The organism is Streptomyces sp. NPDC008137 (assembly GCF_042957035.1).
In the GTDB taxonomy this organism is placed as follows: domain Bacteria; phylum Actinomycetota; class Actinomycetes; order Streptomycetales; family Streptomycetaceae; genus Streptomyces.
On record NZ_JBIBHN010000004.1, the window covers coordinates 92,361 to 114,193 of the forward strand.

At 71.8% G+C, this 21,833-nt stretch carries 22 protein-coding genes; 10 read left to right on the forward strand and 12 right to left on the reverse strand.

From position 1 onward, the window contains the following. Positions 1 to 150: 150 nt before the first annotated feature. The 7 genes from ACFZBT_RS08560 to ACFZBT_RS08590 all read right to left on the reverse strand — a co-directional run bounded on the left by ACFZBT_RS08560 (position 151) and on the right by ACFZBT_RS08590 (position 6,818). Positions 151 to 738, reverse strand: coding sequence for a TetR family transcriptional regulator (locus tag ACFZBT_RS08560; RefSeq protein ID WP_391100071.1), 588 nt, complete (start codon positions 736 to 738; stop codon positions 151 to 153). Between the two features lie 35 nt (positions 739 to 773). Then, a complete protein-coding gene (locus ACFZBT_RS08565; protein WP_391100074.1) occupies positions 774 to 1,940 on the reverse strand; it encodes an aminotransferase class I/II-fold pyridoxal phosphate-dependent enzyme in 1,167 nt (388 codons plus the stop codon). A gap of 23 nt (positions 1,941 to 1,963) precedes the next feature. Then, positions 1,964 to 2,761: an SDR family NAD(P)-dependent oxidoreductase gene (locus tag ACFZBT_RS08570; protein WP_391100077.1), complete on the reverse strand. Its 798-nt coding sequence runs from the start codon at positions 2,759 to 2,761 to the stop codon at positions 1,964 to 1,966. A gap of 86 nt (positions 2,762 to 2,847) precedes the next feature. After that, positions 2,848 to 3,852 carry a biotin-dependent carboxyltransferase family protein gene (locus tag ACFZBT_RS08575; RefSeq protein ID WP_391100080.1) on the reverse strand — a complete coding sequence of 335 codons (1,005 nt, stop codon included), beginning with the start codon at positions 3,850 to 3,852 and terminating at the stop codon, positions 2,848 to 2,850. Beyond that, positions 3,849 to 4,583, reverse strand: a complete 735-nt coding sequence (locus tag ACFZBT_RS08580) for a carboxyltransferase domain-containing protein (RefSeq protein ID WP_391100083.1) — start codon at positions 4,581 to 4,583, stop codon at positions 3,849 to 3,851. Before ACFZBT_RS08580 ends, ACFZBT_RS08575 begins: the two co-directional genes overlap by 4 nt. A gap of 20 nt (positions 4,584 to 4,603) precedes the next feature. Further along, positions 4,604 to 5,410 (reverse strand): 5-oxoprolinase subunit PxpA, encoded by an 807-nt coding sequence (locus ACFZBT_RS08585; protein WP_391100085.1) that lies wholly within the window; start codon positions 5,408 to 5,410, stop codon positions 4,604 to 4,606. A 31-nt stretch (positions 5,411 to 5,441) separates the two neighbouring features. Next, positions 5,442 to 6,818: an MFS transporter gene (locus tag ACFZBT_RS08590; RefSeq protein ID WP_391100088.1), complete on the reverse strand. Its 1,377-nt coding sequence runs from the start codon at positions 6,816 to 6,818 to the stop codon at positions 5,442 to 5,444. A 528-nt stretch (positions 6,819 to 7,346) separates the two neighbouring features. Between ACFZBT_RS08590 and ACFZBT_RS08595 the strand changes: the two genes are divergently transcribed. The 6 genes from ACFZBT_RS08595 to ACFZBT_RS08620 all read left to right on the forward strand — a co-directional run bounded on the left by ACFZBT_RS08595 (position 7,347) and on the right by ACFZBT_RS08620 (position 11,889). Further along, entirely contained in the window at positions 7,347 to 7,985 is a 639-nt protein-coding gene (locus ACFZBT_RS08595) for an RraA family protein (RefSeq protein ID WP_391100091.1), read from the forward strand. Continuing rightward, entirely contained in the window at positions 7,982 to 9,049 is a 1,068-nt protein-coding gene (locus tag ACFZBT_RS08600; protein WP_391100093.1) for an NAD(P)-dependent oxidoreductase, read from the forward strand. The genes ACFZBT_RS08595 and ACFZBT_RS08600 overlap by 4 nt, the downstream gene beginning before the upstream one ends. A gap of 24 nt (positions 9,050 to 9,073) precedes the next feature. Continuing rightward, positions 9,074 to 9,526, forward strand: coding sequence for a hypothetical protein (locus ACFZBT_RS08605; RefSeq protein ID WP_391100095.1), 453 nt, complete (start codon positions 9,074 to 9,076; stop codon positions 9,524 to 9,526). Positions 9,527 to 9,844: 318 nt separating this feature from the next. Beyond that, a complete protein-coding gene (gene dhaK, locus ACFZBT_RS08610) occupies positions 9,845 to 10,837 on the forward strand; it encodes a dihydroxyacetone kinase subunit DhaK (RefSeq protein WP_391100098.1) in 993 nt (330 codons plus the stop codon). A gap of 49 nt (positions 10,838 to 10,886) precedes the next feature. Further along, the gene (gene dhaL, locus ACFZBT_RS08615; protein ID WP_391100100.1) at positions 10,887 to 11,486 is read left to right on the forward strand and encodes a dihydroxyacetone kinase subunit DhaL; all 600 of its coding nucleotides are present in this window, start codon (positions 10,887 to 10,889) and stop codon (positions 11,484 to 11,486) included. Then, a complete protein-coding gene (locus tag ACFZBT_RS08620; protein ID WP_382488318.1) occupies positions 11,479 to 11,889 on the forward strand; it encodes a PTS-dependent dihydroxyacetone kinase phosphotransferase subunit DhaM in 411 nt (136 codons plus the stop codon). The genes dhaL and ACFZBT_RS08620 overlap by 8 nt, the downstream gene beginning before the upstream one ends. 68 nt (positions 11,890 to 11,957) lie before the next feature. On the opposite strand, the gene ACFZBT_RS08625 is transcribed toward ACFZBT_RS08620, so the two are convergent. Next, positions 11,958 to 12,686 (reverse strand): glycoside hydrolase family 75 protein, encoded by a 729-nt coding sequence (locus ACFZBT_RS08625; RefSeq protein WP_391100104.1) that lies wholly within the window; start codon positions 12,684 to 12,686, stop codon positions 11,958 to 11,960. A 413-nt stretch (positions 12,687 to 13,099) separates the two neighbouring features. Here ACFZBT_RS08625 and ACFZBT_RS08630 point away from each other — a divergent pair, with 413 nt between their 5' ends. Continuing rightward, positions 13,100 to 14,098, forward strand: coding sequence for a fibronectin type III domain-containing protein (locus ACFZBT_RS08630; protein WP_391100107.1), 999 nt, complete (start codon positions 13,100 to 13,102; stop codon positions 14,096 to 14,098). Between the two features lie 174 nt (positions 14,099 to 14,272). Then, positions 14,273 to 14,827, forward strand: coding sequence for a hypothetical protein (locus tag ACFZBT_RS08635; protein ID WP_391100110.1), 555 nt, complete (start codon positions 14,273 to 14,275; stop codon positions 14,825 to 14,827). Positions 14,828 to 14,893: 66 nt separating this feature from the next. Here the strand turns inward: ACFZBT_RS08635 and ACFZBT_RS08640 are convergent, their stop codons facing one another. The 3 genes from ACFZBT_RS08640 to ACFZBT_RS08650 form a co-directional block, all read right to left on the reverse strand. After that, positions 14,894 to 15,454 carry a helix-turn-helix transcriptional regulator gene (locus ACFZBT_RS08640; RefSeq protein ID WP_391100112.1) on the reverse strand — a complete coding sequence of 187 codons (561 nt, stop codon included), beginning with the start codon at positions 15,452 to 15,454 and terminating at the stop codon, positions 14,894 to 14,896. A 31-nt stretch (positions 15,455 to 15,485) separates the two neighbouring features. Further along, entirely contained in the window at positions 15,486 to 17,501 is a 2,016-nt protein-coding gene (locus ACFZBT_RS08645; protein ID WP_391100115.1) for an FAD-dependent oxidoreductase, read from the reverse strand. Positions 17,502 to 17,609: 108 nt separating this feature from the next. After that, on the reverse strand, positions 17,610 to 17,981 hold the full coding sequence (locus ACFZBT_RS08650) for a hypothetical protein (protein ID WP_391100117.1): 372 nt from the start codon (positions 17,979 to 17,981) through the stop codon (positions 17,610 to 17,612). A gap of 240 nt (positions 17,982 to 18,221) precedes the next feature. Between ACFZBT_RS08650 and ACFZBT_RS08655 the strand changes: the two genes are divergently transcribed. After that, positions 18,222 to 20,318, forward strand: a complete 2,097-nt coding sequence (locus tag ACFZBT_RS08655; protein WP_391100119.1) for a SpoIIE family protein phosphatase — start codon at positions 18,222 to 18,224, stop codon at positions 20,316 to 20,318. Here the strand turns inward: ACFZBT_RS08655 and ACFZBT_RS08660 are convergent. Further along, complete coding sequence (locus ACFZBT_RS08660) at positions 20,308 to 21,111, reverse strand: putative protein N(5)-glutamine methyltransferase (RefSeq protein WP_391100122.1); 804 nt, start codon at positions 21,109 to 21,111, stop codon at positions 20,308 to 20,310. The two genes, ACFZBT_RS08655 and ACFZBT_RS08660, sit on opposite strands and share 11 nt — an antisense overlap. A 275-nt stretch (positions 21,112 to 21,386) precedes the next feature. On the opposite strand from ACFZBT_RS08660, the gene ACFZBT_RS08665 reads away from it, so the two are divergent. Next, on the forward strand, positions 21,387 to 21,824 hold the full coding sequence (locus ACFZBT_RS08665) for a MarR family transcriptional regulator (protein ID WP_391100125.1): 438 nt from the start codon (positions 21,387 to 21,389) through the stop codon (positions 21,822 to 21,824). The last annotated feature ends 9 nt before the right edge of the window (positions 21,825 to 21,833 follow it).

Genomic DNA, 21,833 nt, shown 5'->3' on the forward strand with positions numbered 1-21,833 from the left:
TGCGGGCCGGGTTCGGGCCGGCCGGATGCTCGGTCGATCTCGATGACGGACACTCACCACCACGCGTGGGCGCGCCGGATTACTCACCGGGCCGCCGCTCCGGCGCGGCCCGGCGTCGGCGGGACGGGGGCCGCGGCCCCGGCTCTTCTGTCAGCCGAGCGGGGACGCGTCCGCTTCTGACCAGCCGATGAGGGCTCCGCGCAGTGCGGACACCAGGCGGGTGGCGGCCTCTTGCTCGGTGCGTCCGCTCTTGATGAGGTCCAGGATGTCGCGCGGGTCGAACAGCGCGTTCCAGAGGTAGAGGGCCTCGTCCCCGAGGTCTCCGAGGCCGAGTTCCTCGGTGGTCTGCCGCAGCGGCTCGGTGAGCGCCTCGGCCTGCGGGGCGAGGTAGCCGGTGCCTTCACGCAGACGCTCGAGATAGCCGCGGTGCGAGCGCATCTGCGCCATCGCGCCACCGTGTTCGAGGACGAGGGACACCCAGTACCGCGACACGGCCTCCAGACGCTCCATGCCCCGAGTGCTCTGCCGGGCGCTGAAGTCGGCCAGTTCGGAGCCGACTTGGGCGCGGAAGGCGTGCAGGACCTCCTCGACGGAGGAGAAGTGCCGGTAGGCCGTCGCGGTGGACACCTCGGCGTGCTTGGCGATCTCGGCGAGACTGACGGGCGTCGGCGAGTTCTCGAACAGCCGCGCGGCGGCCTTGATGAGGTGCCTGCGGTTGCGCTCGGTGTCACTGCGCATGGGGCGACTCCTCGTCGGGTTCCGGGTCTCGTTCATCACAGGGCCGCGAGTGCGTCGGCCATGCGGCGGACGCCCTCGGTGATGGACTGCGGGCTGGCAGCGTACGACAGCCGCAGGTGTCCCTCGCCCCGGGCGCCGAACTCACTGCCGGGCCGGACGGCGACGCCCTGTGCGCGCAGGGCCGCGACGACGTCCACGGCGGGCAGGTCGAGGTCGTAGCGCGGGAACTGGTAGAAGGCACCTTCCGGGGTGCTCAGGGTAAGGCCGGGGACCGCGGCCAGCTCCTTGCGCATGAGTTCGCCGCGTTCCCGGTAGGCGGCGCGCATCCGGGCGATGTCCTCGTCGCAGTGCTCGACCGCTACGAGGGCGGCGTCCTGGACAACCGTGTTGACGGAGCCGTTGAAGGTGTTGTGGACGCGCGCGGACGCCTGGATGAGGGGCGGTGGCCCCCACAGGTAGCCGACGCGCCAGCCGGTCATCGCGTAGCTCTTGGAGAAGGTCTGGCAGTAGAGGGTCCGCTCGCGCAGGCCGTCGACGGAGATGGCCGAGGTGAAGGGCCGGCCGGTGTGGTCGAGGTCGGCGTAGGCCTCGTCGGAGATGACGATGGTGGGGGTGCCCTCGAGCAGGTCGGCGAGCGCGAGGAGTTCCTCCCGGCTGTGCACGATGCCGGTCGGGTTGACGGGGTTGCAGAAGACGAAGAGCTTGGCGTCCGTGAGGGCGTCGGCGAGCCGGTCGAGGTCCCAGTGCAGGTCCGCCGCGAGCGGGACCGGGACGACGGTGCCTCCGGCCATGGCGACGAGGTCGCCGTAGAGGGAGTAGGTGGGGTCGGGGACGACCACCTTGTCGCCCGGGTCGACGATGCCGAGGATCGCGGCGGCGAGTCCGGCGGTGCCGCCCTGGGTGATCAGGATGTCCGCGGCGGACACCGGTGTCCCGGCGATGCCGGCGAGCTTCGCGGCGAGCGCCTCACGCAGGCCGGGTTCGCCGAGCAGGGGTGAGTAGTGGGTGCGTCCGGCGCGCAGTGCGGCGTGGGCGGCGTCCGTCACCCGCTGGGGCGTGTCGAAGTCGGGCTCTCCCATCGCGAGGGAGACGAGGTCGCCCCGGGACTGGGGCTGCTGGGTCCGGCGTGAGGCGGCGGCGATGCGGGCGACGGCGTCGGCGGTGCCGAACAGGGGCGGCTGTGTGGTGACGGTGGGCGGCATGCGCTCCTCCTGGTGACGGGTGGTCAGGACTGCGGCTTCGCGTCGGCGGGCGCGCCCGCCCAGCGGCTGATCTCCAGGTCGGCGGAGGTGTCGCGCTGCCGCGTGGGCGCGACGACGATCTCCTGGAGGACGACGCGCTGGGGCAGGGCGACGGCCAGCCGGATGGCCTCGGCGACGTCCTCGGGCTGCACCATGTGGGCACGCTCGTCCGGCGCCGGGGGCCGGGCGCGGTTGTCGAGGATCGGGGTGTCCGCCTCGCCGGGCAGCACGGTGATCGCGCGCAGGCCCTGGTTGCGGAACGTGTTGTGCAGGAAGGTCATGAAGTTGCGGACGCCGGCCTTGGCCGCGCCGTAGGCGGCACCGCCGAGGAGGTTCGGAGTGACCGCGGCGAGCGAGGAGACGGTCACGATGGTGCCGTTGCCGCGCTCCAGCATGTCCGGCAGGACGGCCTGGGTGAGCTGGAAGACCGCGGTGAGGTTCACGTCGAGGACGTGGCGCCACTCGTCGTGCGGGAGCCATTGCGGGTTGAGCACGGACGAGGAGCTGCCCGCGTTGTTGACCAGAACGTCGATCGGGCCGAGTTCGCGCCGCACCCGGTCGAGGACGCGTGTCACGTCGTCCGCGCTCGTGATGTCCGCGGCCAGGGCGAGTACGGTCCCGCCTTCGGCGCGGATCATGGCGGCGACGTCGTCGAGCGCCTCCTGTCTGCGGCCCAGCAGCACGACGGCGGCACCGTCGCGGGCGAGCAGCCGCGCGGTCTCCCGCCCCATCCCGCTGCCGGCCCCTGTGATGAGCGCGGTCGTGCCGGGCGACGTCGTCACTGCTCCTCCTCCGGAACGCGGAACTTCGGGAACTTCGGAACTTCGAGGGCTGTCACGAGAATCAATTCCCAAGTGATAATACTTTCTCATTTCATGGCCGACAAGGGTGCCGTGAAACCCAGCGCCCCGAACGCCTCGGCAGCGGCGCCACCGAGCGCTCGGAGCTCGGCCTCACGGCGTGCGAAGCGGCGGAGTGAGGCCTCCCGGTCGGTCCATCGGAACCGGAGCCGCCGCCCGGGTCCGGCCTGTCCGAGCAGGGACAGTGAGGCCCTGGAGGCGACGCCGATGACCGGGTAGCCCGCGGTCAGGCTGCGATGGCGCCCGAGGACGATCAGCTCGTCGGCGTGCGGGATCTGTAGCGCTCCGACGGGAACGCCGTGCGACACGATCTCGCGGTCCGTTTCCGGATGACGCACGGGTCCGTCGAGACGGAGCCCGACATGGTCGGAGCGCGGGGTGACGTTGTACGTCGCGCCCTCCACCAACTCGCGGATGCCCGGGATCGTCTGAATCCCCTGGGCGGGAACGACGTCGATGCCCCAAGGGCCGTCGTCGAACCGCGGGACGGGGACCGGGAGCCTGAACAGCGCCGGCTCGAACAGCCGGTGCCCGAATCCCCGGAAGGCCGTCTCCAGCAGGACGCGCGAACCCCGGGTGACGCCCTGCCCGAAGCCCATCCGGGGGTCAGGTGCGGCACTGCCCAGCAGGGTGTCGACGCCGAGTGTTCCGTGCACCGCCAGATAGGTGCGGATCCCCCGGCTCATGTCCCCACGGACCCGCACCTCCTGGCCTGCCGGTACGACCAGTGGCGACCAACTGTCGGCCGGGGCGCCGGAGATGGTGATCTGCGCGGGCGCCCCGGTGACAGCGAGCAGGACGTCGGACTCGGGCACGAGGGCGAGTTCGCCACCGAGGTTCTCGACCAGGGTCGCGCCCCGCTGATTGCCGACCAAGAGGTTCGCGACGGCCGCCGAGTGCTGGTCGGCCGCGCCTCCCGTGGGCACACCGCGCCGTTCCGTCCCTCGCCGACCGAGATCCTGGAAGGTGGTGATCCACCCGGTACATGTGAAGTCGAGCGCCACGGTCTTCATACGCCCTCCCCGGTCGGCGTCAGGAAGCCCGCCTCCAGAGTCAGGGCTTCATCGCGGGTGACGGGCACGAAGCGCACGATGTCTCCGGGCCCGAACGAGACGGGGTCCGGGCGCGAGATGTCGACGATGGTGTGCGGAGTGCGCCCGACCACGCGCCAGCCGGTCGGCCCGGGGAACGGCTGGATGATCGCGTTCGTCCCGGCGATCATGATCGCGCCGGGCGCCACGTCCGTACGCGGCTCGGCCCGCCGGCGCAACGGTACGGGCACCTTGAGGCCGTCCATCATCGGGGCCATCGCCGCACCGAGGAGACAGATGGTGAAGGTCGAGCCCGCGATCGCCTCGACGACATCGGGGGGCCTCATGCCCAACTCCTCGGCCACGGAGACCAGATCGGGGCCGCTTTCGTCGTCGAAGACGACCGGGATGTCGAACGACCGCACGGCCCGGGCGGCCGTACCGTCCGCAGGCGAGGGTGCCCACCGCGCCACCAGGCGGGCCGCGTACTCCACGTGCTGGAGCGAGGTCCGCAATGGGTCGAACTCGATGAGCAGGGACTCGAGACCGGAGACGACATCGAGCACGCCGGGCGGGCGGTGCGCCAGGAACCGGTCGCGGAAGGCGATGATCCCGGCTCTGCGGACGGCCTGGTCGCCATGAGGGATGGTCACCATCGCCGCCGAGTCCCCGAAGGGCTCGACGGTGATGGCTCCGTACGGTGCTGTGGTCATCTCCTGGTAGCGCTCGGCCCTCAGCCGGCGAGCGCGGCCTCCGTCTTCCGCGCCAGGACCTCGCGCAGGCCACCGACCTCGATGCCCGCCTTGTCGAGCGCGGCACGCAGCGCGATGCCGTTCGCGAGGACGGTCGGGTGGTCTCCGTGCAGCAGCAGGACGTCGGCGTCGTGGCCGAGCGGGACCACATTGCCGTCGACCGATCGCACGGTGCCCTCGCGTACGACCTGCGCTGAGCGCTCGCCGATCAGGTCCGGGTCGTGGATCAGGCCACCTTCGTGGGAGCGCGGCACCGGCATGCCGTCGTCGCCGTAGCCTCGGTCGGCGAGGAACACGTAGCCGACCGCCAGGCCGCGCTTCCGCGACTCCTCGGCGAGCAGGCCGCGCTGGCAGATCACGATGTAGTCGGTGTTGTACGCGGCGACGGCGTCCGTGATGGCCCGGGCGTGCTTGGCGTCGGTCTGGGCGATCGAGCCCATCCGGCCGTGCGGGGCGACATGGCTGATGGTGCCGCCGTGCACCCGGGCGAAGGCGTCCAGCGCGCCGAGCTGGTAGAGGACGTCGGTACGGATCTCCTCCTCGGTCGCCTCGATGAGCCGGCGGCCGAAGCCGACGAGGTCGGGGTAGCCGGGGTGGGCCCCCAGTTCGATGCCGCGCTCGACGCAGTCGGCGACGGTGCGGTCCATGATGCGCGGGTCTCCGGCGTGGAAGCCGCAGGCGATGTTCGACGAGGTGACGAGTCCGAGCAGGGCACCGTCGTCGCCGATCGTGTAGTTGCCGAAGCTCTCGCCGAGATCGGCGACGACGGCAACCGAGTTGATGGCCATGGTCTCTCTCCTGTTACAGGGGGCGGACGGTTCAGTAGGCCGCGAGGGGCCGGCCCTTGGTCTCGCGCACGAAGGCGAGGGCGATCAGGGTGATCAGCGCGGTGAGGATGGAGGCGAATGCCGGGATGAGGTTGGAGCCGGTGGACTCGATCAGCTCGGTCATCACCAGCGGGGCGCTGCCGCCGAAGATGACCGTCGAGATGCTGAACCCGATGCTGTAGGCGGAGTAGCGCACGCTGGTCGGGAACATCTCGGCCAGCATCGTGTGGATGACGGCGGCGTGCCCGGAGAAGGCCACGGCCAGGACGATGGTGCCGACGCAGGCGAGTCCGAACTCCCCGGTGGTGATGAGCCGGAACATCGGGTACGAGACGGCGGCCATGGCGACGGCGGAGCCGGCGAGCACGGGCTTGCGGCCGATCCGGTCCGACAGGCGCGCCATGAGCGGGATGGAGAGGGCGATGGCGACCAGGCTGAACGCCGTGACGGTGAGCGCCCGCAGCATCGAGAAGTTGTGCTCGCCGAGGGAGGTCTTCAGATAGGTCGGCATATAGACGAACAGCAGGTAGTAGCCGGGGCCGTTGAGCGCGGGAAGGAAGATCGTGAGGACGATGGCCTTCAGGTGGCGCGGAGAGGTCAGGGCCTCCCTGAGCGGGTTGCGCGCCACGGTCTTCTGCTCGCGCAGTGCCTGGAAGTGCGGGGTCTCCTCCAGCCGGCGGCGGATGTAGAAGCCCACGTAGCCGAGCGGAACAGCGAGCAGGAACGGCACTCGCCACGCCCAGGAGCTCATCGAATCCTCTCCGAGCGTCGTGATGAGGACGGCGGAGAAGGCGCTGCCGAACATCAGGGCGACGAAGGAGCCCACGGCGATGTAGCTCATCAGGTGATTGCGGCGGGCGTCGGGCGCGTACTCGCCGACGAAGGACATGGCGCCTGCCACCTCACCGCCGGCGGAGAAGCCCTGCAGCACACGGAGGAGCACGAGGAGGACGGGCGCCGCGACACCGATGACGTCGTGGGACGGTATGAGGCCGATGGCCGCGGTGGCTGCGGAGATCAGCACGAGCAGCGTGGCGAGAAGCCCCTTGCGGCCCAGTCTGTCGCCGAGGTATCCGCAGATCACGCTGCCGAACGGGCGGGCGACGAAGCTGACCAGGAAGCCGACGTTGGTCAGGAAGAGCCCGCCGGCCTCGGCCTCTCCCATGATGTTGATCGCGAGATAGGTGACGAGCAGGCCGTAGATGCCGTAGTCGTACCACTCGACGAAGGAGCCGATCGCGCCCGCGACGGTGGCCTTGCGGACGACCTTGCCGTTGGCGGTGACGACACCGTCCGCCGGTGCGCCGGGGGCGTCCGACGGTGTCTCGTGACGGTCTGATGGGGTGTCGAGACGATCTGACGTTGCCATACGCGTTCACTTTCGGTGTCGCGGACTCCGGGGACGGCGTCCTTGAGGATCGTGCGCTGAGCGTGGTCGCTCCAGGCGATCGCTCCAGCGGCGAGGAGCACCCGACGTGGTGGCTGAGGGGAGGCCGGCGAGCGGGGCCTCGATGGGGGGGGGGGGAGGTTCCACGGCTCGACACCGGCCGGTGATGTCGTGGCGGAGGGCCGTGGAACAGCTTGGGAACCAAGTTGCGAACGGAATCGCGAATGAGAATAGATTCGCATTCTGGTCGGGTCAAGGGTGTGCGTTGCCCTCATGTTCACCTTCCGCTTCCGCCGCGCTTCCGCGCCCGATCCGCCTGCTCCGCCTGCTCCGCCGCTGCACATACCCCCCCTTGTGCCGGGCCCTGGATGGATGCACACTGACTCCACGAAACGCGAAACCTTTCGCATTTCCAGGGCGGGACACCCTCCGCTTCCCGGCGTGGCCGCGCCGCACCCGGCTGCCCGCGACCCGGGCCCCCTCTCCCCCACTCCCCCGAAGGAACCCGCGATGCCCCAGGACAACGTGCGCGTCAGCAGTGCGTGGGAACGTGTCGACGACCATGTGCTCAAGCAGTTCCGCACCCATTCGGTGGCCAACCTCGGCGACGCCCTCGACCGGCTCAACATCGCCGACGGCGGCATCGCCCCGATATGGAAGGGCGCCAAGGCCGTCGGCACGGCGCTCCCGGTCCTCACCGTGGCGGGCGACAACAAAGCCGTCATCGCCGCGCTCGAACACATCCGCCCCGGCGACATCCTCGTCATCAACGCCTTCGGCTACGACGGTCGCGCGATCGTCGGTGACAACCTCGCCCAGCGCTTCGCGGTGCACGGGGCCGCGGGCGCGGTGATCGACGGTTTCGTACGCGACGCCGAGATCATCGAACAGCTCCGCGTCCCCGTCTTCGCCCGCGGGCTGACTCCGGCCGGTCCCTTCAAGAACGGCCCGGGGACGATCGGCGAGGCCGTCGCCATCGGCGGTGTGGTGGTGAACCCGGGCGACATCGTCGCCGCCGACGGGGACGGCGTCATTGTCATCCCGCCGCACCGCGCCGAGGGAGCACTCCGGGCCGTGGAGGAGATCGTCGCGCGCGAAGCCGCACTGGACGCCGAGGTCGAGGCGCTGCGCGACAAGGCCGCACGATGACGGGTCAGGACCAGCCCCCCAGCCGCCTCCGGGTCGCGGTCGCCGCACCGCTGTCCGAGGAGAACTGCGCGCGTATCCGGGAGTTGGAGCCGCGGATCGACCTCGTCGTCGACCAGCGTCTCCTCCCGCCTATGCGCTGGCCCGCCGACTACGCGGGAGATCCGGACTGGAGGCGCACGCCCGGGCAACAGCGCGCGTACGAGGCCGCGATCGACTCGGCCGACGCCCTGTACGGCATCCCCGACGTGGACCCCGCGGCCCTGGCACGCGCCGTCCGGGCCAACCCGCGCCTGCGCTGGGTGCACACGATGGCCGCGGGCGGCGGCGGTCAGGTCAAGGCGGCAGGACTCGACGCCGGCGAACTCCGCAGGGTCCTCTTCACGACATCGGCCGGGGTGCACGGACGCCCCCTCGCCGAGTTCGCCGTCCTCGGCGTGCTCGCCGGCGCCAAGGACCTCCCCCGCCTGCGGCGCCAGCAGCGCGACCACGCGTGGAGCGGTCGCTGGACGATGGGGCAGGTGAGCCGCCAGACCGTTCTGGTCCTCGGGCTCGGCGGGATCGGCCGGCAGGTGGCCGCGTCCGTGCACGCACTGGGCGCCACAGTCATCGGCACGAGCAGAAGGGACGTCTCGGTCCCGGGTGTCGCCACCGTGGTGCACCCCGACCGCCTCACCGAGACAGCACCCCTCGTGGACGCCGTCGTCAACACCCTCCCCGGCACCGAGGCGACCGAACACCTCCTCGGCAAGCGGTTCTTCGACGCCCTACGGCCCGGAGCCTGCCTCGTCAACGTCGGCCGCGGCAGCGTCGTCGACGAGACCGCCCTCGCCGACGCCCTCGACTCCGGCCAGGTCGGCTTCGCCGCACTGGACGTGTTCGAGGCCGAACCGCTGCCCGCCGACAGCCCGCTCTGGGACCACGAACGCGTGCTGGTCAGCCCCCACACCGCCGCCCTCGACGCGGCGGAAGACCGCCTCATCGCCGAACTCTTCGCCGCCAACGCCACCCGGCTCCTCGACGGACACGAACTCGTCAACCGGGTCGACACCGTCGAGTTCTACTGATCAGGAGGACAACCACGCACATCGATGCCGCGGCTCGATCCGGTGACGAAGGCGGCCCTGCCGGTGAGATCGCAGGGGGAACCGAGCATCGCCGCGGGACTGACGGACGTCGGGGCCACGCTGGTCCTCAACGGCCTCGATCCCGTCCGGCTGGAAGCCACGCGCGCGGCGTCGGCCGTCCGCTTCGGTGACCACCGTGTCGCGGCCCGCGCGTTCGACATCGTCGACGAGGATGTCGTGGCAGGGGCCGTCGCCTCGGTCGAGTCCGAAGTCGGCGGACTGCACACCATCTGCGGCTCCGACCCGCACTACCGCCGTGGACGCGGACGCCGTGATCGAGTCGTCGGCAGCCACCGGGGTCTGGCCTCGGCCATCCGGGACACCACCCGCGGCGGGACGGTGGTCGTGGTCGGCCTCCTGCCGATCGGTGACCAGCCGGTCCCCTCGCGCGCGCCGTCACCCGGGAACTGCGCCTGATCGGCTCGTTCCGGTGCCGGGGCACCCCGTCGTGGTCCCGCGGATCCCGAGCAACCGGGCACGCCCAAGAGCACGGCGCCCGTGACGTTCGCTGCCGCAAGGTTGATACTTTCCGGCAGCAGCGCTCCGACCGACCGCCACCGACCACGACAGGAAACTGATGGCCTGTCATCAAAGTCAGCACCAAGTCAGCATCAGTATCGCCACAGCCCGCCCCGGACCGCTGCGAACCACCAAGATCCAGAACTGGCCCGGCACATCCTGACCTGAAAAAATGAAGGTCAGAGGTACGTCTGTCAGTCTCACCAGGAGGTACCCGTGAAGATGCTGATCAACGTCCCGGAGACCGTCGTCGCGGACGCGCTGCGCGGTCTGGCGGCTGCCCACCCGGAGCTGACCGTGGACGTGGAGAACCGGGTGATCGTGCGGCGGGACGCTCCCGTGGCCGGAAAAGTGGGGCTGGTCTCGGGCGGAGGCTCGGGACACGAGCCGTTGCACGGGGGTTTCGTGGGGCCCGGCATGCTGTCGGCGGCCTGTCCGGGTGAGGTCTTCACCTCCCCGGTGCCCGACCAGATGCTGCGCGCGGCCGCCGCCGTGAACAGCGGGGCCGGGGTGCTGTTCATCGTGAAGAACTACACCGGCGACGTGCTCAACTTCGACATGGCCGCGGAGCTGGCCGAGGACGAGGGCATCCAGGTCGCGAAAGTGCTGGTCAACGATGACGTGGCGGTGACCGACAGTCTCTACACGGCCGGCCGGCGTGGCACCGGCGCGACCCTGTTCGTGGAGAAGATCGCCGGTGCCGCCGCCGACGAGGGCATGCCGCTGGAGCGAGTGGAGGCCATCGCCCGGCAGGTCAACGAGAACTCCCGCAGCTTCGGTGTCGCGCTGAGCGCCTGCAGCACACCGGCCAAGGGCAGCCCCACCTTCGACCTGCCGACCGGTGAGCTGGAGTTGGGCATCGGGATCCACGGCGAGCCCGGCCGGGAGCGGCGGGCGATGATGACCTCCGGCGAGATCGCCGAGGCCGCCGTCGAGGCCGTGGTGGAGGACCTCCAGCCGCGCAATCCCGTACTGGTCCTCGTCAACGGCATGGGTGCGACGCCCCTGCTCGAGCTGTACGGCTTCAACGCCGAGGTGCACCGTGTGCTCGCCCAGCGCGGGGTACCCGTGGCCCGGGTCCTCGTGGGCAACTACGTCACCTCCCTCGACATGGCGGGCGCCTCGCTCACCCTGTGCCAGGTCGACGAGGAACTGCTGCGGCTGTGGGACGCGCCGGTGAAGACCGCGGGTCTGCGCTGGGGCATGTGACACACAGGGGGTAGAGGATCACCACGTATCTACCAGGCAAGGAGATCCAGTGCTCGACGCCGCTTTCTTCCGCCGTTGGATGACGGCGACCGCCGCGTCCGTCGACCGTGAGGCGGAACGGCTCACCGCCCTCGATTCCCCCATCGGGGACGCCGACCACGGCAGCAACCTCCAGCGCGGGTTCACGGCCGTCGCGGCCGCCCTGGAGAAGGAGGCCCCCGGCACGCCCGGCGGGGTGCTGACGCTGGCCGGACGCCAGCTCATCTCGACGGTCGGCGGTGCCTCGGGGCCGCTGTACGGCACACTGCTGCGCCGCACCGGCAAGGCGCTCGGGGATGCCGGCGAGGTCAGCGCGGAGCAGCTGGCCGAGGCGCTGCGGACGGGGGTGGACGCGGTCATGACGCTCGGCGGTGCCGCCCCGGGCGACAAGACCATGATCGACGCGCTGGTGCCCGCGGTGGACGCGCTCGGTGACTCGTTCGCGGCGGCGCGGGCCGCCGCGGAGGAGGGCGCCGTGGCGACGACGCCCCTGCAGGCGCGCAAGGGCCGGGCGAGCTATCTGGGCGAGCGCAGCATCGGGCACCAGGACCCGGGCGCCACATCGGCGGCGCTCCTCGTCGCCGCACTCGTGGAGGCCGCCGATGAGTGACGAGCGGCTGGTGGGAATCGTGCTGGTGTCGCACAGCGCGGAGGTGGCCGCGTCGGTCGCCGCGCTGGCGAAGGGGCTCGCGGGCGGTGGTCCGGCGGTGCCCGTCGCTCCGGCGGGCGGCACCGAGGGCGGTGGGCTCGGCACCAGCGCCGAACTGATCGCCGCGGCGGCCGCGTCCGTCGATCGCGGTGCGGGCGTCGCCGTCCTCACCGACCTGGGCAGCGCGGTGCTCACCGTGAAGGCGCTGCTCGCGGAGGGCGACGAACTCCCGGAGCGGACACGGCTGGTGGACGCCCCGTTCGTGGAGGGAGCCGTGGCCGCTGTCGTCACGGCGGGCACCGGCGCCGATCTGGCGGCGGTGGAGTCGGCCGCCGCGGAGGCGTACACGTACCGGAAGGTGTGAGACCGGCCCCGGGCACGCCGGACGGCGGCGTGCCCGGGCATGGCGAGCCATGGTTGATGCCCCGTCAATCACTGGGCCCCGTCGACGAACCGTCTCGCCGCCCGCTCCCCCGTCGCCACGGCCGCCGCGTGGTCCTCGATGGGCGACACCCGGGTGTTCTTGAAGACGATGTAGGTGACGCCCGAGGCGATGCCGCCCCGGAGCGGGTGGGGACGGATGCCGAGGGCCTCGGCGGTCGCGTAGGACGCCTCCCCGATGACGCCCCGCGGGCCCGTGTCACCGACCACGGCGTACTGCACCTGGTCGCGGTAGACGACGGCCACGGCCGAACCGCCGCCCACGCCATGGTCCCGGTAGTCCCAGATGCGGCTCGGGGCGGGCACGACGACGAAGGGGAGACGTTCGGCGCTCAAGGGGCGGCCGTCGGACTGCGGGTAGGCCGTGCCGGCGGCGAAATGGGGGTCGGTGCGGCGGTTGCAGCGGGGGCCGGGGCGGCCGTCGCAGTCGATGTCCATGTCGGCCTTCCAGAAGACGGCGTCGCGGGTACCGCAGACCGGGATCTTCGCGGCGGAGCCGTTGTCCTTGCGGTACCGGCCGCGGGACACCGGAGCGCAGTCCCGTGCCCTGGCCAGCAGGTCGGCGGCGCTGACGGGGTCCCCGCGCGACACCACCGGGCGCCACACCACCGGGCGCCACACCACCGGCTGGGTGCGCGGCTGGGCCGGCGTGGCGACCGGTGCCGTCGGGACGATCAGGGCGGCACTGGCCGCGGCCAGGGTGAGCGACTGGACACGCACGATGAGTGAGCCTCTCCTGAGGGGACCTGACGGGCAATCAGCCGCATCTGTTCCCCCGGGCTGTTCGTCCGGTCACCCCTTGAGGGCCGGACGGCCCACGCCGCCAACCACCGGCAGGGGCCGGGGACCTGAGTCCGTGTGAGACCCGGGCACCCCGGCCACCCGTGCCGGCACGGGATCTGCGACGACAGCGGTCCGCGCGACAGGTCCGAACTCTCGTGCGTATGCCAGGAGTTCGGCCGTGAGTGACTTCAGCATACGTAACCCTCCCGGGTGGTCACGAACTGCGAGGGTGACGCGCGGCCGTCTCGGCACCCCGCGTCACCCTCCCCCACCACCCTCTTGAAGTGACCGCGTCAGCCGCGTCATATTGGTCCGTACCATTCCCGAGTGTCATCCCGGGAGGCAGTACCGTGCGACACGTCCTCGTCCCGTTTCCCGCTCCCGCCCGTCTCCTCCGGCGCGTCGCGCTCTGCGCGGCCCTGGCACCGGCCGCCGCTTGCGGCTGGACCGGAGCGGAGGAGAAGGACGTCGGTGGTGCGCCCGGGGCACCGACGGGCGTCACCGCGGACGCGGGCAGCGCGACGAGCGTGCACGTCATGTGGAACGTGACCGCGCGGGCCGACGCCTACGAGGTGTATCGGGGCACCACGAAGGCCGGAGAAGTACCGGGTCCGAGGCACATGGTGGACGTCACCGGGCTCCGGCCGTCCACGCTGTACGTCTTCACCGTACGGGCGCGGGACGCCGACGGGAGGCTCGGGCCGCCCAGCCGTCAGGTCCGGGCGCGGACACCCGCTGCCGTGGCGGACGACCACTCGGCGCCGACCCGCCCCTCGGGCCCCGGCGGACGGGCCGCCGGAAACCGGGCGGTCCAGCTGTCCTGGTCCGCCTCGACGGACGACCGGGACGTGGTGTCGTACGACATCCACCAGGGAGCCGCGAAGATCCACAGCGTGAGCGGGGACCAGACGGCCGCGGTGGTCACGGGGCTGCGGCCCGGCACGTCCTACGCGTTCACCGTCCGGGCCAGGGACGCGGCCGGCAACGTCTCCCCCGCCAGTACCGCCGTCCGCCTCACCACCCCGGGCACGGACGACGGCCGCGCCACGGCCCCCACCGGCTTCCGGGCGACGAGCCACCGCGAGGACGGGGCGTACCACGTCGACCTGAGCTGGGTGCCGCCCCGTGCGGACGGCGAGATCACCGAGTACCAGATCCAGCTGGACGGCCGCGCGGCCACGTCCCTCGTGTACGGCGGCAGCGCTCCGCGCGACCGGGCGACGCACAGCTTCTACGTGGGGCAGGTCTCCGGTGCCACCCACCGCGTCCGCATCCGGGCGATGCTGCCCGACGGCACCTGGGGCGGCTTCTCGGCGGAGCGGACGGTGACGACGGGCGCGCGACGGTGACGGCGGCACCACGGCGACGGGACCGGCCGACGGACCCTGTCACCTGCACGGCGGAACCCGGCGTGCGGCCGGGGCCCGGGGCGCTTTGGCTGACCCCTGAGGCAGCACGGGCGACCCCGACCCTCGGCGGCGCTAGGGATGTACCGCCAACCGTGCCGCCGGAGGGCAGTCCACATGCGCAACTCATCGCCAGTTCTCCGCTCCGGCCTGACCGTGGCAGCCGCCGCCGCTCTGTCCCTCGCCCTGGCCGCGGTGCCCGCAGTGGCGGGCCCGGGCATCTCCGTGAGCACCACGGGTAACACGGTGTCGGTCACGACCAGCGCGTGCACCCAGATCAACGGCAGCTGGGGCACCGCCTCACTGCTCACCAGCAGCCAGGGCAGCTTCGCCCAGGGGCGCCAGGTGACCCTGTCGGGGACGTCCACGAGTCAGTCCGCCGCCTGGTCGAGCGTCAGCGCGGGGACGTACACCGTCATCGTCATCTGCTCTGACGGCACGACCGCGGGCACCCAGTCCGTCGTCGTCTCCCCGACGCCCTCCCCCACGACCACGAGGTCCCCGTCCCCGTCCCCGTCGGCGTCGCCGTCCCGCGGCGTCATGGGCGGTTCCGGCGGAAGCGCCACGGACTACGGGACCGTCACGCTGGTGGCCGGCGGCACACTGGTCGGGGCCGGCCTGCTCGGGACGGCCTGGTACCTGCGCCGCCGCAACAAGCCGTACCGGTTCTGACCCGGTACGGACGGTGGCCCGCCCTCCCGAAGCGCTCCGGTCGGGCGGGCCACCGTCACACCCGGATCAGGCCGGGCTGGTCGGCTCGCCGTCCGGAAGCTCTGCGAATTCCGCAAGGGCGCTGCCGAGCCACTGGGTCCAGAAGGTCTCCAGGTCGATGCCGGCCCGCAGCACCAGATGCCGCAGCCGGTCCTCGGTGCCGTCCCGGCCGGGCGGGAAGTCACGCTGCTCGATCTCCCGGTACTCCGCCAACTGCCGTTCGTGCAACCGCAGATGGCGTCGCAGATCGGCCTCCAGGCCCGCCGTGCCGACCACGGCCGCCGCCCTCAGCCGCAGCAGCAGCGTGTCGCGGTGCGGCTTGGGGTTCTGGGAGGCGGCGGTCCAGCGGGCCAGTTCGGCGCGGCCCGCGTGCAGGACCTCGTAGCTCTTCTTCTGCCCGCGCGCCGGCTGCTCGGACGGCAGGGCCCGGATCAGACCGTCGGCCTCCAGTTTTCCCAGCTCGCGATAGATCTGCTGGTGCGTCGCGGACCAGAAGTAGCCGATCGACCGGTCGAACCGGCGGGTCAGCTCCAGGCCCGACGACGGCTTCTCGAGCAGGGCGGTGAGGATCGCGTGCGGGAGTGACATACCAGTCATCCTAGGGACGGGCCGAAGGCCCCTACAGCGCCGCCGCCAGCTCGGTGCCCTGCTTGATGGCGCGTTTGGCGTCCAGTTCCGCGGCCACGTCGGCACCGCCGATGAGGTGCGTGCTGCGCCCGGCGGCGACCAGTTCCTCGTACAGCCCGCGGCGCGGCTCCTGCCCCGTGCACAGCACGATCGTGTCGACCTCCAGCACCGTGCTCGCGCCGTCGATCGTGACATGCAGTCCGGCGTCGTCGATCCGGTCGTAGCGCACGCCCGGGACCATGGTGACGCCGCGGTGCTTGAGTTCGGCGCGGTGGATCCAGCCGGTGGTCTTGCCGAGGCCGGCGCCGACCTTGGAGGTCTTGCGCTGGAGCAGGTGGACGGTGCGCGGCGGGGCGGGCCGCTCGGGTGCGGCGAGGCCGCCGGGGGCGCGGTAGTCGAGGTCGACGCCCCACTGACGGAAGTACGTCGCCGGGTCCTCGTGGGCCTTTTCGCCGCCGTCCGTGAGGTACTCGGCGACGTCGAAGCCGATGCCGCCCGCGCCCAGGATCGCGACCCGGCCGCCGACGGGGGCGCCGTCGCGCAGCACGTCGAGGTAGCCGAGGACGCTCGGGTGGTCGACGCCGGGGATGTCGGGGGTGCGCGGACTGACGCCGGTGGCGACGACGACCTCGTCGTAGCCGTCGACGTCCGCGACCGTGACGGGCGTGTCCAGCCGTACGTCGACGCCGTGCCAGTCGAGCTGGGTGCGGAAGTAGCGGAGCGTCTCGTCGAACTCCTGCTTGCCGGGGACCTTGCGGGCGACGTTGAGCTGCCCGCCGATCTCGCTCGCGGCGTCGAAGAGGGTGACGTCGTGGCCGCGCTCGGCCGCGGAGACCGCGCAGGCGAGACCGGCCGGTCCGGCGCCGACGACCGCGACGCGTTTGCGCAGCCGGGTCGGGGAGAGCACGAGTTCCGTCTCGTGGCAGGCGCGCGGGTTGACCAGGCAGGAGGTGATCAGGCCGCTGAAGGTGTGGTCGAGGCAGGCCTGGTTGCAGCCGATGCAGGTGTTGATCGCCTCGGGCCGGCCGGCCTCCGCCTTGATGACGAAGTCCGGGTCGGCGAGCATCGGGCGGGCCATCGACACCATGTCGGCCGCGCCCTCGGCGAGCAGTTCCTCGGCGAGTTCGGGGGTGTTGATGCGGTTGGTGGTGACGAGCGGGACGGACACCTCGCCCATGAGCCGCTTGGTCACCCAGGTGTACGCGCCGCGCGGCACCGAGGTGGCGATGGTGGGGATACGGGCCTCGTGCCAGCCGATGCCCGTGTTGATGATCGTCGCCCCGGCGGCCTCGACGGCCTTGGCGAGGGTGATCACCTCGTCGAGCGTCGAGCCGCCCGGGACGAGGTCGAGCATGGACAGCCGGTAGACGACGATGAAGTCCTCGCCGACCGCCTCGCGCACCCGCCGCACGATCTCCAGCGGGAAGCGCGTGCGGTTCTCGTACGAGCCGCCCCAGCGGTCGGTGCGCTGGTTGGTGTGCCGGGCGATGAACTCGTTGATGAGGTAGCCCTCTGAGCCCATGATCTCCACACCGTCGTAGCCGGCGTGCCGGGCCAGGCGGGCGGCGCGGACGTAGTCGTCGATGGTCCGCTCGATGTCGGCGTCGCTCAGCTCGCGGGGCGGGAAGGGGCTGATCGGCGCCTGGAGCGGGCTGGGCGCGACGAGGTCCCGGTGGTAGGCGTACCGGCCGAAGTGCAGGATCTGCATCGCGATGCGTCCGCCGGCGTGGTGCACGGCCTCGGTGATGACCCGGTGCTGCTCGGCCTCCGCCTCGGTGGTGAGCTTCGCACCGCCCTCGTAGGGACGTCCCTCGTCGTTGGGCGCGATGCCGCCGGTGACGATCAGGCCCACTCCCCCGCGGGCGCGGGCGGCGTAGAAGGCGGCCATGCGTTCGAAACCGCCGTCGGCCTCCTCCAGGCCGACATGCATGGAGCCCATGAGGACCCGGTTGGGCAGGGTCGTGAAGCCCAGGTCGAGGGGGGTCAGCAGGTGCGGGTATCGGCTCATCGGGCCCTCCGTGCGCGGTGTCGTCCCCGTAGTTCTAGAGGACTACCCACGCTTTATGCAACTAGTTGCATAAGGTGATGGAGGGCACAGTCGGCTACGACCAGGGGATCACCGGCTCTCGAGGCGCACGTGCAGTTCCTTCTCCTGGTCGCCGGGGACCGTGGTCAGGTCCTGCACGGCGAACAGGGAGTCCAGCCTCATACGGAACTGTTCGATCGCCCAGTACCCGCCGTGCAGGTCGGCGTCGACGGAGGACGACAGCCGGGCCGGCCGCGTCGCGCCCTCGTGCGTGTCGGCGACGTCGAAGGTGCCGAGCCACACGGTCGGACGGGTCTCGTGCAGTTCCTCGGGCACGTCGTCGGCGCACCGGTCCGACTCGAAGCAGGCGCACAGCGTGTCGAACACGATCCGGGCGTCGTGCTTGCTGCATCCGCTGATCTCCACCGAGACGGAGTGGGGGTGCGGTCGCTCAAGGTCCATCGTGACGCTCCTCTTCTGGTCACGCTGCCGTATCCGCCCCTACCCCAGCAAAGCACCACCTTCCGGCGAGCACTACCGGCAGCGCACCGGTTCCGGTGACCGGTTTGCGGGGCGGTACGCGCCGTGTTGGGAGATGGTGGAAGGTGACGGAAGGGGCCTCGAGGAAACGGCTCCGCGCGGTAGAACATGGGGTGTCGGCACCATGGCGTGCCGCGAGGATCGGCGAAGGCGGGGCGTGGGATGAGTGCAGCCGGGTCTCCCGTGGCCGAGGGCGACGAGCCGCCGCGCGGGTCGGCGCGACCGAGCGGGCTGCTCGACGTCCTGCGCGTGGCCTCGGTGGTCCTCGACTCCGAGGGCCGCATCGTGCTGTGGAGCCCGCAGGCCGAGGAACTGTTCGGGTACGACGCGCAGGAGGCGCTCGGCGAGTACGCCGCCCGGATCATGGTCCACGAGCAGCACGTCGACCTGGTGGTCAAGCTGTTCGCGGACGTGATGGGCACCGGGCAGAGCTGGGCGGGCGCCTTCCCGATCCGGCACAAGGACGGCAGTACGCGGCTCGTGGAGTTCCGCAACATGCGGCTGCTGGACGACCAGGGGGACGTGTACGCGCTCGGGCTGTGCGCCGACCAGTCGACCGTGCACCGGCTGGAGCGGGAGGTGGCGCTGTCGACGCGGATGATCGCGCAGTCCCCGACCGGGCTGGCCGTGCTGGACACCGAGCTCAGGTACGTCTCGGTCAACGCGGCGCTGGAGGAGATCAACGGCGTACCGGCCGAGGCACACCTGGGCCGTACGGTCCGCGAGGTGGTGCCGCAGATGGACGTCGAGGCCCTGGAGGCAGCGGCGCGCCGGGTCCTGGACACCGGCAGCCCGGTCGTCGACCAGTCCACGATCGGCCGCACCCCGGCCGACCCGGACCAGGACCACGCCTGGTCGATCTCGCTGTACCGGCTGGAGAACGCCTTCGGGACCGTGCTGGGCGTGGCCGTCTCGATCGTCGACGTCACCGAGCAGTACCGGGCGGGCATCGAGGCCGAGGCCGCGCGGCGGCGTCTGGCCCTGATCGCGGACGCCTCCGGCCGGATCGGAACCTCGCTGGACCTGGACCGCACCGCCCACGAGCTCGCCGAGGTGGCCGTGCCGGAACTCGCCGACATCGCGGCCGTCGACCTGCTGGACGCGGTCGTGCGGGGCCGGCGGACCAGTCTCGGCCCCGCCGAGTCGGCCGTGATCCGCGCGCTGGCGGTCCAGGGGTACGACTCGGCCGAGGCCCTGGAGGCGGCCGACCCTCCGGGGCAGGTGGCCCGGTACGCGCCCGACCGGCTCGTCACCGAGTGCGTGCGCACGGCCCGCCCCGTGATGCTGCCGCAGGTCACGGACGAGGACCTGCCGCGGATCGCCCGTTCCCCGGAGGCCGCGCAACTGCTGAGCCGGGCCGGGGTGCACTCCTATCTGGCGGTTCCGCTGATCGCGCGCGGTGAGGTGCTGGGGGCGCTGGACCTCAAGCGCACCCGCAATCCGCTGCCGTTCGCCGAGGACGACCTGCTGCTGGCGCGCGAGCTGGCCGCCCGCGCGGCCGTGCAGATCGACAACGCCCGCTGGTACCAGAGCGCCCGGGACACCGCGCTCACCCTCCAGCGCAGTCTGCTGCCGAGTCATCCGCCGGTCACGGGCGGACTCGAGGTCGCCTCCCGCTACCAGCCGGCCGGGGCCACCAGCGAGGTCGGCGGTGACTGGTTCGACGTCATCCCGCTGGACGGCGGCACGACCGCGCTCGTCGTGGGCGACGTGATGGGCAGCGGCATCCCCGCGGCGGCGACCATGGGCCGGCTGCGTACGGCGACCAACACGCTGGCCTCCCTCGACCTCGACCCGGCCCGGCTCCTGGAGCACCTCGACAAGATCACCGAGGGCCTGGAGCAGGCCATCGCCACCTGCGTCTACGCCGTCCACGACCCGCATCTGCGACAGTGCCGGATCGCCAACGCCGGGCATCTGCCACCGGTACGCGTCCGGGCCGGCCGGCCTCCTGAACTGCTCGCCCTGCCGACCGGGGTGCCGCTCGGCGTGGGCGGCGTCCCCTTCTCCACGACCACGGTCGACCTCGAGCCGGGCGATCGCCTGGTCCTCTACACCGACGGCCTCGTCGAGACCCGCCGCGACCCGCTCGACGACCGCCTGGACACCCTCCTGTCCCTGCTGGACGGCCCCGACCGCCCCTTGGAGGAGGTCTGCGACCTGCTCCTGCGCACCCTCCACGAGCCGGACAACTTCGACGACGTGGCCCTGCTCATCGCACGGGCGACGGCCCCGGACCGATCGGCACCTACCGCCTGACCCCGATCACCACATGCGCGTACAGCTCCTCCGAGACGGCCAGGCGGGTCGTCAGGCCGCCGCGTTCGAAGACGGCGACGGCGGTCGGTGCCTGGTGCCGGCCGGTCTCCACCAGGACACAGCCGCCGGGGGCGAGCCAGCGGGGGGCCTCGGTGGCGACCCGGCGCAGGACGTCGAGACCGTCCGTGCCGCCGTCGAGGGCGACGAGCGGCTCATGGTCACGGGCCTCCGGGGGCAGCAGGCCTATCTCGCCGCTGGGCACGTACGGCACGTTGGCCGCGAGAATGTCGACGCGGCCGAGCAGTTCACCGGGCAGCGCCTCGAACAGGTCGCCCTGGTGGACGTGGCCACCGGCGGCGGCGACGTTGCCGCGCGCGCAGCCCACGGCGACGGGATCGATGTCGGCGGCGTGCAGTTCGACAGGGCCCAGCCCGGCGGCCAGCGCCGCGCCGACGGCGCCCGAGCCGCAGCACAGATCCACGACGACGGTGGCGCCGGGCGCCTGGGCGAGGGCCTGTTCCACCAGGAACTCGGTGCGGCGGCGGGGCACGAAGACACCGGGGGCGACGGTGACGCGCAGGCCCCCGAAGCCGGCCCAGCCGACGACGAGTTCGAGGGGCAGACCCTCGACGCGGCGCTCGACCATGACGGCCGCTTCGGCCGGGGTTCGTGCGGTGGAGAGGATCAACTCGGCCTCGTCCTCGGCGAAGACGCATCCCGCGGCGCGCAGGGCGTCGGCCACGGAGGCACGGGACAACGGCATGGAGGGCGGGAGGGAAGACACGGAGGGCATGGAAGACAGGAGCCTTTCGAGAGCCGAAGGGCGCTCGGGCGGTCGCCTACGGGCGGCAATCCGCGCGGCATCGAGGAGTGAGCACCCGAGCTGACACAGCGGTAATGGGTCTCACCTCCTCGTCTTCCGACGGCCGGGACGGTTCGCGGCCGGACGGCAACACTACCTGACGGACCGGCCGCCCGGTACGGGACCGGGACCTGCCGCCCGGCCGACAGGTGGTTGGGGCATGCAACCATGGAAAGGCCAGGCAGCAGCGCTATGAGGGAGGCCAGGTGAACCCGGCAGACGCCGTGGAGACCATCCAGCGGGAGATGACGGTCTTCGCCCGCCGTGCCCGTGCCGCGGCAGGGCGGATGCACCCCGAGCTGTCGCTGGTGTCGTACACGCTGCTCGGGCATCTGGAGGAGAGCGGCGGCTGCCGTGCCACCGACCTGGCCGCCCATTACGCCCTGGACAAGTCCACCGTCAGCCGCCAGGTGGCCGCCCTGGAACGCGCCGGTCTCATCGAGCGCCGCCCCGACCCGGAGGATCAGCGCGTCCTGGTGCTGCATCTGACGGGGGCCGGCCGGCGCGTCCTGGCCCGGGTCACCGAGAGCCGCCGGAGCGCCTTCCGGGAGCGGCTGGCGGACTGGCCGGCCGAGGATCTGTCGCTGTTCGCCGAGTGTCTCGTGCGCTACAACGCGGGCTCCGGGCCCGGTGGGCACGACTGAGGCGCACCG